Origin of the sequence: Rhodopila sp. (assembly GCF_035548235.1) — a bacterium.
Lineage (GTDB): Bacteria > Pseudomonadota > Alphaproteobacteria > Acetobacterales > Acetobacteraceae > Rhodopila.
This window is the reverse complement of the sequence record NZ_DASZTJ010000198.1, coordinates 1-8,303: the sequence shown is the minus strand read 5'-3', so window position 1 is coordinate 8,303 and position 8,303 is coordinate 1. Positions and strand designations below refer to the sequence as shown.

At 68.0% G+C, this 8,303-nt stretch carries 10 protein-coding genes and 1 tRNA gene; 3 read left to right on the top strand and 8 right to left on the bottom strand.

What is annotated here, in order from left to right; all coding sequences use genetic code 11:
- The 5 genes from VHB27_RS16460 to VHB27_RS16440 form a co-directional block, all read right to left on the bottom strand.
- Positions 1–611, bottom strand: a 611-nt coding sequence (locus tag VHB27_RS16460) for a TolC family protein (RefSeq protein ID WP_325602404.1), incomplete at its 3' end; no start/stop codon positions are given.
- A gap of 256 nt (positions 612–867) precedes the next feature.
- A complete protein-coding gene (locus VHB27_RS16455) occupies positions 868–1,548 on the bottom strand; it encodes a protein-L-isoaspartate O-methyltransferase family protein (protein ID WP_325602402.1) in 681 nt (226 codons plus the stop codon).
- Positions 1,549–1,641: 93 nt separating this feature from the next.
- A complete protein-coding gene (locus tag VHB27_RS16450) occupies positions 1,642–2,190 on the bottom strand; it encodes a GcrA family cell cycle regulator (protein WP_325602406.1) in 549 nt (182 codons plus the stop codon).
- 175 nt (positions 2,191–2,365) lie between these two features.
- A tRNA-Cys gene (locus tag VHB27_RS16445) sits at positions 2,366–2,439 on the bottom strand.
- A 61-nt stretch (positions 2,440–2,500) separates the two neighbouring features.
- A complete protein-coding gene (locus VHB27_RS16440; protein ID WP_325602399.1) occupies positions 2,501–3,292 on the bottom strand; it encodes an enoyl-CoA hydratase/isomerase family protein in 792 nt (263 codons plus the stop codon).
- 191 nt (positions 3,293–3,483) lie between these two features.
- On the opposite strand from VHB27_RS16440, the gene VHB27_RS16435 reads away from it, so the two are divergent.
- Positions 3,484–3,783, top strand: coding sequence for a hypothetical protein (locus tag VHB27_RS16435; protein WP_325602397.1), 300 nt, complete (start codon positions 3,484–3,486; stop codon positions 3,781–3,783).
- Positions 3,784–3,801: 18 nt separating this feature from the next.
- Here VHB27_RS16435 and VHB27_RS16430 read toward each other — a convergent pair whose 3' ends face one another.
- The gene (locus tag VHB27_RS16430) at positions 3,802–4,635 is read right to left on the bottom strand and encodes a fumarylacetoacetate hydrolase family protein (RefSeq protein ID WP_325602396.1); all 834 of its coding nucleotides are present in this window, start codon (positions 4,633–4,635) and stop codon (positions 3,802–3,804) included.
- Between the two features lie 2 nt (positions 4,636–4,637).
- Complete coding sequence (locus tag VHB27_RS16425; RefSeq protein ID WP_325602393.1) at positions 4,638–5,669, bottom strand: glycosyltransferase family 9 protein; 1,032 nt, start codon at positions 5,667–5,669, stop codon at positions 4,638–4,640.
- A gap of 327 nt (positions 5,670–5,996) precedes the next feature.
- Here VHB27_RS16425 and VHB27_RS16420 point away from each other — a divergent pair, with 327 nt between their 5' ends.
- The gene (locus VHB27_RS16420) at positions 5,997–6,773 is read left to right on the top strand and encodes an SDR family NAD(P)-dependent oxidoreductase (protein ID WP_325602391.1); all 777 of its coding nucleotides are present in this window, start codon (positions 5,997–5,999) and stop codon (positions 6,771–6,773) included.
- Between the two features lie 19 nt (positions 6,774–6,792).
- On the opposite strand, the gene VHB27_RS16415 is transcribed toward VHB27_RS16420, so the two are convergent.
- Positions 6,793–7,224 carry a TIGR03668 family PPOX class F420-dependent oxidoreductase gene (locus VHB27_RS16415; RefSeq protein ID WP_325602389.1) on the bottom strand — a complete coding sequence of 144 codons (432 nt, stop codon included), beginning with the start codon at positions 7,222–7,224 and terminating at the stop codon, positions 6,793–6,795.
- 45 nt (positions 7,225–7,269) lie between these two features.
- Between VHB27_RS16415 and VHB27_RS16410 the strand changes: the two genes are divergently transcribed.
- Positions 7,270–7,857: a protocatechuate 3,4-dioxygenase gene (locus VHB27_RS16410; RefSeq protein ID WP_325602387.1), complete on the top strand. Its 588-nt coding sequence runs from the start codon at positions 7,270–7,272 to the stop codon at positions 7,855–7,857.
- Positions 7,858–8,303 lie beyond the last annotated feature (446 nt).

Below are 8,303 nucleotides of genomic sequence, written 5' to 3'. Positions count from 1 at the left end.
AGGGCCAAAAGCTGCTTGGCCTGGATCACGCCGACATAGGCCTGCACGGCGTTGGTGAAGCTGGTCTGCTCCTGCCCCAGCAACGTGGCGCGTTCGGCGTAGACCTGGTTCTTCGCCTTGTTGACGTTCGCCTGGGTGCGGCCGCCGGTGTAGATGTTCTGCGTGACGGTCGCCTGCGCGGTGCCAAGCAGCCGGTCGGTCTGGGAATTGAGATAGCCGTGCAGCGTGGAGGTGTAGGCCCGTGAGACGCCGTCGCCGTAGCCGGCCGAGCCGGCCAGCACGACCGTCGGCCGCCAGCCGGCGAGCGCGGTCGGCACGTTTTCGTCCGTTGCCCGCAGCTTGGCCCGTTCGGCCTGGAGGGCCGGCTGGTTGGCATAGGTGGCGGCCAGCGCCTCGGTCAGCGTTCGGGGCGCGCTGGCGGCGTTCCGGATGGCCGGCCGGGCGGCAACCGGCCGGGCGGTGGTCTTCGGGGGGCGTTGCGCGGACCTGACCAACATCGTGGGCGTGGCCGCACCCGGCGGCGGCGGGGCCTTCGGTTGGGCGTGGGCGCTGGTGGCGGCGGCTAGGGCGAGCAGGCTGAAGCTCCCGATCAGAATATGACGCGGACCCATGCGGCTTTCATCTCCATCGACGGCCAGCGCCTAGGCTGACTTTGTGCGGGCAAATGCTTAAAATTCCATTAACGGGTCGGATCCCCCGTCATTCACCCGCGTTTAGCCCGCGATCGGACCGCCGGGGGCGGATTTTCCGCCCAAGGAGGCCGATCGGCGCTATCGGCGAGGATGTCATTCTTGGCATCGCGGGTGGAGAATCGTCCTAAACCCACGGAAATGTCCAGCATTCTGTCCGAGGCGGCCGCCACGGGGATCAGAACTCGAACGCTGGCGTCCGGCGCAAGGCAGGTAACGGCGGGGTGGCGCAATCAAAGATCGGCGTGATGCTCAGCCCCGCGACCGTCGCTTCGGCCAGGATCGCCCGGGTCGTGCCGGCCTGGTCGCGCAGCGTGTCGAACAGCGCGGTGACGAGGCGTCCCTCCTCGCGATGCAGCTGCTGCTGCACGGCGGCCGGGATTTCCGGCACGGCGCCTTCGATCAGGATCAGGTCATAGGGCGCATTGGCCGCCCAGCCCGCGGCGAGCGGGCCGGAGACGACGGTGACCGACGGCGCCTCGGTCGGCAGGACGGCGTTGGCGATGCCCAGCAGGGCGGGGTCATCTTCCAGCGCGACGACGCGGCAGCCGCAGGCGGCAAGCACCGCGGCGCCATAGCCGGTCCCGGACCCGACCACCAGCGTCCGCTCGTTCTCCCTCGGCTGCGCGGCCTGCAGCATGCGGGCGAGGACCATCGGCTCCATCAGGTAGCGGCCGTTGCCCAGCGGCACGTCGTCGTCGACATAGGCCATCGCGAGGACCGAGGGGGGCAGGAAGCGTTCGCGCGGCAGCCGGCGCATGGCGGACAGGATGCGGGGATCGGTGACCCGGTTCGGCCGGATCTGGCTGTCCACCATCTTCTTGCGGGCGTCGGCGAAAACTTCGGCTTGGGTGGCCATCGGATCCAGTCTTTTGCTGCGCTGCGGCCTTATAGCGGCGGCATCGCGGCGCGGCTAGTGACGCTCTCGCGCCGGCGTGACGGCCATCCGGCGCTACGCCGCGTCCTCCTTGCGGTCCTTGATCCGGACATAGGCGAGCTTGGCGTGTTCGTCGCAATACGGCTTGCCGGGCAGGGAGGCATCGTCGCAGAAGCGGAAGTCGCGGGTCCCCGGCTCCCCGATCGGCCAGCAGCAGGTTGGCGCGGAGCGACGGAACGAGGGCGAGGTCACCGCCCGCATCGACGGCGCGTCCTCGCGCGCCGGCGGCGGGTTGAGGACGGGCACGCGGGCGACCGGCGTTGGCGCGACGACCGGCCGGAGCGCGGGCGCGGGGTCGAGCTTGACCACCGGCGGCGGCACGCTGGCGCTGGCGAGGGGGGGCAGGGTGGGGCCCGCCGGACGCGGATAGGATGGCGGCCGGTCGGTTTCGGACTTGCCCGACTCCCGGCGGATGGGCGATGGACGCGCATCGAGATCAAGCCGATGCGCCTTGCCGACGATCGCGTTCTTCGACACGCCGAGGCGCCTGCCAATTTCGGCAGTGGAATGACCTTCCGCCCACAGCTCCCTCAGCTGACGGATCGTATCCTCATTCCATACCATATCCAGCTCCTTTGGCCGCCGGTTGATACTAGATACAGTATTGGGCCTGATTTCAGGGCGCAATGGTGGAATGCATCCGGGGATGCAGATTCCTGTGGACAAGTTCGTGAGGAGTCGGAGACAGAGCGTGACTCCGCGCGCCGCGGCCGAAGGCATGACATCATTGGGGAACGACTGGAGGTCCGGGCCGGAATCGAACCGGCATCCGCGGATTTGCAGTCCGATGCATCACCACTCTGCCACCGGACCCCCGAGCAGGACGCGCTATATGTTCTCCGGCGCGCGCCCGGTCAAGCCCGGAGGAGGGTCCTTACCGGCCCTTGAAGACCGGCTTGCGCTTTTCGTTGAAAGCCAGCACGCCCTCCCGCCGGTCCTCGGTGTCCACCAGGCGGTTATAGGCCTCGATCTCGAACATCAGCCCGCGCTTCAGGTCCATCTGCAGCCCGTGATGGATCGACTTCTTGGCCTGGCGCACCGACAGCGGTGCGTTGTCGCAGATCGTCCGGGCCGTCTCCATCACCGCCTCCATCAGCGTGCCGGGCTCGCAGACCCGGTTGATCACGCCCCAGTCCTGGGCCTGCTGCGCGGTGAAGGGCTTGCCGGTCAGGATGATCTCCTTCGCGCGCGCCTCGCCGACCCGCCGGGCGAGCGTCTGGGTGCCGCCGCCGCCGGGCATGATGCCGATGGTGACCTCGGTCAGCGCGAAGCGGGCGGTCGGGACGGCAAACGCGAAATCGCAGACCAGCAGCGTCTCCAGCCCGCCGGCATAGGCGTGGCCGTTGATCGCGGCGATCACCGGGACAGGGCATTCCAGCAGGGCGTCACGCCCGCGCTCGAAGATCTCGTGCTGGTGCTGCCATTGCCTGGTGGTCAGCGTCTTGCGCTGCTTCAGGTCGCCGCCGGCGCAGAAGATGCGGTCGCCGGCGCCGGTCAGGACGACGCAGCGGATCTCGCCGGGGTCGTCGATCAGCGTGGTCCACAGGTCCAGCAGGTCGAGGCCCATCTGGGTGTTCTTGGCGTTGCCGACCTCCGGGCGGTTGAGGGTGACCTTCAGCAGGTGGTCGCCGATCGTTTCGGTCAGCACGGTCTCGTAGGATGTCATGGGCAGGTTCCAGGTTGGGCAGTCACGGACATCGGGGCCGGCGGCCGCATCGCCAGCAGCAGCCTGGCCCGTTCCAGGTCGGGATCACGACGATCGGATGCATGGATCCCCTCCTGGTGACGATCGATAGTGCATGATGACGCTTGCCCTTCCAACCATCGACAAGCGCACGGGTCCCGGATATCTGGCGCTTGCCCGATCCGGGCGGCCGGGACCGCGATCCGGCGCGTCAGGGCGAATGCCGGAGGGACGCATGGACATCTCCATCGAAAGCCTGCTGCCCGGAGCGGAAAAGGCGGCGTGGCGATCCGGACGCCGCCCGCCGCCTGATCCTCGCGGGCGCCGAGGCGGAACGCTTTCGCGATCCCGCGCGTCCGCATTTTCCGCCGGGCGATCTCGATATCGCGCTGGATATCGACCGCTACCCGTTCGCCATCCGCGTCACGATGGAGGATGGGCGGCCCGTTGCGCGAATGGAACGGGCCGGCTGATGCGGACGGGCCGTCGCGCTATCCCTCCGCCACGATCGGGTTCTTCAGCACCCCGATCCCCGTGATCTCCACCTCGATCGTATCCCCGGCCTTCATCCACAGCGGCGGCGTCTGGTACGCGCCCACGCCGCCGGTCGTTCCGGTCGCGATCACATCGCCCGGTTCCAACTGCGTGAAGGTCGAGCAGTATTCGATCAGCGTCGGGATATCGAAGCACAGGTCGTCGATCGTCGCGTGCTGCTGCTCGACGCCGTTCAGCCGGCTCATGAGGTGCGCCTTGGTGATGTCGCCGGTCTCCTCCGGCGTCACGATCCAGGGGCCGAACGCCCCCGACCTGTAGAAATTCTTCCCCGGAATGAACTGGGTCGAATGCCGCTGCCATTCGCGGATCGAGCCGTCATTGTAGCAACTGAAACCAGCTACCACGCTCTGCCAGTCCTCTTTCTTCACGTGCCGGCAGCGGCGGCCGATCACGACGGCCAGTTCGCCCTCGTAATCGAACGTCCTCGACGCGGCCGGCGCCACCATCGCCTGGCCGTGCCCGACCTGGGAGTTCGGGTAGCGGGTGAAGATGATCGGCTTCGGCGGCGGCTCCCGCCCGCCTTCCTTGATGTGCGACATGTAGTTCAGGCCGACGCACAGGATCTTCTCGGGGTCGGGGATCGGCGGCAGGAAGCTGATGTCCGACAGCTTGAAATCGGCATGCCGAGCGGCTTCCTCGGCCAGGGAGGTGGTGGCCCAGAGCGCGTGCTTGAGGCCGGGCGCCTTGTCGCCCATGTCGATCACGCCCTCGTTCTTGGCGATGCCCCAGGAGGCCGATCCGTCGGGTCGGCGGAAGCTCAGCAGTTTCATGGTCACGTTTCCCTGACAGGTGCGGCGTTACCGATAGAACCGGCTCCACCCGGCGACAAGTCGCCGCGGTCGGCCAGGATGGTGTCGACCATCATATCCAGCGTCACCCGCCCGGCGCCGTCGTCGATGCCGATATCGGGCGACATCACGCGGCGGATCTCACGCGCGTGGTCGAACGGGAACGTCGTCCCGAACACGCCATAAGTACGAGTGCCCAGCGCGGCGGCCAGGTTCATCACGCCGGTATTGTTGGCGACGCACAACGCTGCCTCGGCCAGCAGGCCCATGACCTCGGGCAGGGGCCAGCCCAGCGCCGCCGTCACCCGGTCCGGATGGCCGGATCGCAGCCGGATCGCCTCGGCATTGGCGGCGTCCCACTCGGCACCGACCAGTACGATCGCGGGCCAGCCGGCGTCGAGGAACAGTTCCGACAACGCAGCGAATTTCTCCACGCCCCAATTGCGCTCTGGCTCGCTGCTGCCGATCCCCATGGCGATGAACGGTTCGGACAGGCCGCCGTGTCGACGCGCGGCCTCGCGAAGGGCAGGGGCAGCGCCAAGCCGCGGCTCGTCGGAGGCAAGCGGGATGCCTGCCGCCTCGATCCACGCGGTGGCGCGCTTCAACTGATGTCGTTTCGCGATCGATTTGGGCAGGAACGGCCCGCGGTTCAGGTACGGGCGCTGCGAGCCCCAGCCATAGCCGCGCCGGTCCCGGATGCCCGCCAGCCTGGCCGCCATCGCCAGCGTCCGGCTGTGGTGCAGGAACACCACCGACCGATAGCCGCCGGCCCGGAACAGCGACACCAGCCGGAAGAAGCCCAGCAGCCCGTCATGCCGGCCCCGCCGGCCGATGGGATTCGTGTCGATCCATTGCACGTCCTGCACCGCCGGCTCATCCGCGAACAACTGGTCGGCCAGCGACCGGGGCTTGGTCAGCACCGTCACCGGCGCGCCCACCCAGGCGGCGATCGCGCGGATATGCGCGACATGCCAGACCATGTCGCCGATGCCCGGCAGCGGCTGGACGACAGCCACCGGCGGTTCCGGCGCGCGAACATGATGCGACCCCGTTTCGATCTTTGTGGAAGCGGGTGGCGGGGAATCGGATGACGTCACACCAGACGTTCCTGGGCCGTTATGACCGGAACCGGAATCGCCGCAGGTCTGAAGCGCGCAAATACATTAGGCATGATGCGTGAACGGAAGCGAAGTCGTCATGCTTTAGCCGAACCGTGCGCAAGCCGCCAGTCGCGTGCGTCCGGTCAAATCAGCGTTCGATCCCGCCGCGTCAGAGCCTTGTGACACCGCGCCCCGCCGCCTTGCGGTAACCTCCGCCCATCGCATGACGGATTTGGGGGATGCATGGCGACATGGCGGGACCAGGTGGCGCTCGTGACCGGAGGAGGCCGTGGAATCGGCCGCGCGATCGCTCGGCGACTGGCGCGGGAGGGCGCGGCGGTCTGCGTCAATTATCGCGAACGCGCGGACGCCGCCGAATCGCTGGTCGCCGATATCCGCGGCCATGGCGGCCGCGCGATCTCGGTCGCCGCGGATGTCGCCGATGACGCGGCGGTCGAGGGAATGGTCGACCAGATCGCCGCCGCCTTCGGCGCTGTCACCATCCTGGTGAACAATGCCGGCCTGTCCGATCGCTTCAGGCTGGAGAATTTCGACGCCGGCCGCCTCGACGCCATGCGCCGGGTCAATGTCGATGGACTGATCCATACGACACGGGCGGTGATGAGCGAGATGCGACGGCAGAAATACGGGCGTATCGTCAACATCACCTCGATCGCCGCCTTCGGTACGTCGCTGCCGGACAACGCCTTCTATGCCGCCACCAAGGCCGAGGCGCAGATCCTGACGCGCCGCTTCGCCATGGAACTCGGGCCGTTCGGCATCACCGTCAACGCCGTCGCGCCCGGCTTCATCGACACCGAACTCGCGCGCGGCGATGCGGATGACGACGCGTGGCGGGAGATCACGGCGCGGATCGGCGCCCTGGGCATGATCGGGCGGATCGGCGACGTCGAGGACGTGGCCAACGCGGTCACCTTCCTCGCCGACCCGGAATCCGGGTTCGTCACCGCGCAGGTGCTGGCGGTGGATGGCGGGCGGATGGATTACCTGGGTCACTGACCGATCCGGAAGGGCAACGTCACGGGGCATCGGGGTCCAGCCGGCCCCAGGCCAGGACGGAGCGGATGCGCAGCGCGATCACCGGCAGCGGCGCCAGGTCCATCGTCCGGTATTGCGGATACCGCCCGCGCAGGACGGCCTGCGCCGCGTCGTGTTCGGCTCCGTCGGCGAGGATGTCCGCCTCGCCGCGCAGCATGACCCAGGCCAGGCGCGTCCAATCCTCGTCCCAGCGGTCGACGGTGACCGCGATCCGCGGGTTCGCCAGGATGTTGCGCAGCCGTTTCAACGGGATGTCGGTGCGCTTCGGCTTCTCGTCGACCGATATGTAAAGCGAGGCGTCGATCACGGCGTAGCAGACCGGCACCAAATGCGGCGACCCGGCGGCGTCCGCCGTCGCCAGGTGCCCCACGCGGGCGCGGTCGAGAAACCGGCGTTGCGGATCGGTCAGCATCGGAGCAGCATGGCATGGGACCAAAGACAAAAGCGGAGCGAAACGATGAGCGATGCTGCGACCGCGCCGGCCGATGCGTCAACCAAACTGCCGCGCACGCCGCCCCAGATCCTGGGGCCGTTCTATCCGTTCATGCAAACGCCGGTCGAGACCGGCGACTTGACCGGCAACGGCGGCGCGCGGGGTACGGTGCTGTACCTATCGGGCCGGGTGTTGACCGAGACAGGACAACCGGTCGTGGGCGCGAAGGTGGAGATCTGGCAGGCCAACGCCGACGGCCGCTACGCTCATCCCAACGACGAGAACCCGGCCAGGCTGGATGAGAAATTCCACGGCTTCGCGGTGACGCGCACGGACGCCGAGGGCCGCTATCACTTCAAGACCGTGCGTCCCGCCGCCTATCCCGCCGCGCCCGGCCGCTGGCGGCCGGCGCACATCCATTTCTCGGTGACGGCGAAATACGAGCAGTTGGTGACGCAGATGTATTTCCGCGGCGGGGAATACAACGACACCGATCCCTGGCTGAACAGCGCCGCGCGCAAGGACCTGCTGATCACCGACCCCCAGCCGGTGACCGGGAAGGAAAAGGGGGCGCAGGCGGTGACGTTCGATATCGTGCTGACGCGGGGGTAATTCCACAAGCGGCCGCGCGACGCCTGCGTCGACTGGCCGCAGTCTGGCTTGGCCCGACCACCCATGAGGTTCGCTGCCGGCGGGGAGAAAGGCGTCGATTGCGGGCCTTCCGCCACGGGGGTTTCCTAGCTGTCCGCGGTGCGCCGACCGCCGGGGCGGGTGACGGCAAGGCCATTCAGCGCAGCTTGTTCAGGCGATGCACACGGCTGCACGCAGATTCCGCGGCATCTGCCGGTGTGCCCTGCCGGCACGCCCCTGGTCCGAGATAACGAACCCGGGAGACACCGCACTCACCCCCCCGGAACCTGTGTTCATCTGCGTCCATCCGAGCTTATCTGTGTGAAAAACCTGGCCCTCCGCCAGCACACACCCGGGCCGGAGCGTCCGGCGCCAACCCCGAACGACCCGGTCACAAGCGGACCGCCATCCCTCCAACGCCGATCCCC

What these genes read in the sequence shown, in the direction of transcription:
- VHB27_RS16455 (WP_325602402.1), bottom strand. Translation starts at nt 1,548, where the DNA reads ATGGCCACCCAAGCCGAAGTTTTCGCCGACGCCCGCAAGAAGATGGTG.
- VHB27_RS16450 (WP_325602406.1), bottom strand. Translation starts at nt 2,190, where the DNA reads ATGGTATGGAATGAGGATACGATCCGTCAGCTGAGGGAGCTGTGGGCG.
- VHB27_RS16440 (WP_325602399.1), bottom strand. Translation starts at nt 3,292, where the DNA reads ATGACATCCTACGAGACCGTGCTGACCGAAACGATCGGCGACCACCTG.
- VHB27_RS16430 (WP_325602396.1), bottom strand. Translation starts at nt 4,635, where the DNA reads ATGAAACTGCTGAGCTTCCGCCGACCCGACGGATCGGCCTCCTGGGGC.
- VHB27_RS16420 (WP_325602391.1), top strand. Translation starts at nt 5,997, where the DNA reads ATGGCGACATGGCGGGACCAGGTGGCGCTCGTGACCGGAGGAGGCCGT.
- VHB27_RS16415 (WP_325602389.1), bottom strand. Translation starts at nt 7,224, where the DNA reads ATGCTGACCGATCCGCAACGCCGGTTTCTCGACCGCGCCCGCGTGGGG.
- VHB27_RS16410 (WP_325602387.1), top strand. Translation starts at nt 7,270, where the DNA reads ATGAGCGATGCTGCGACCGCGCCGGCCGATGCGTCAACCAAACTGCCG.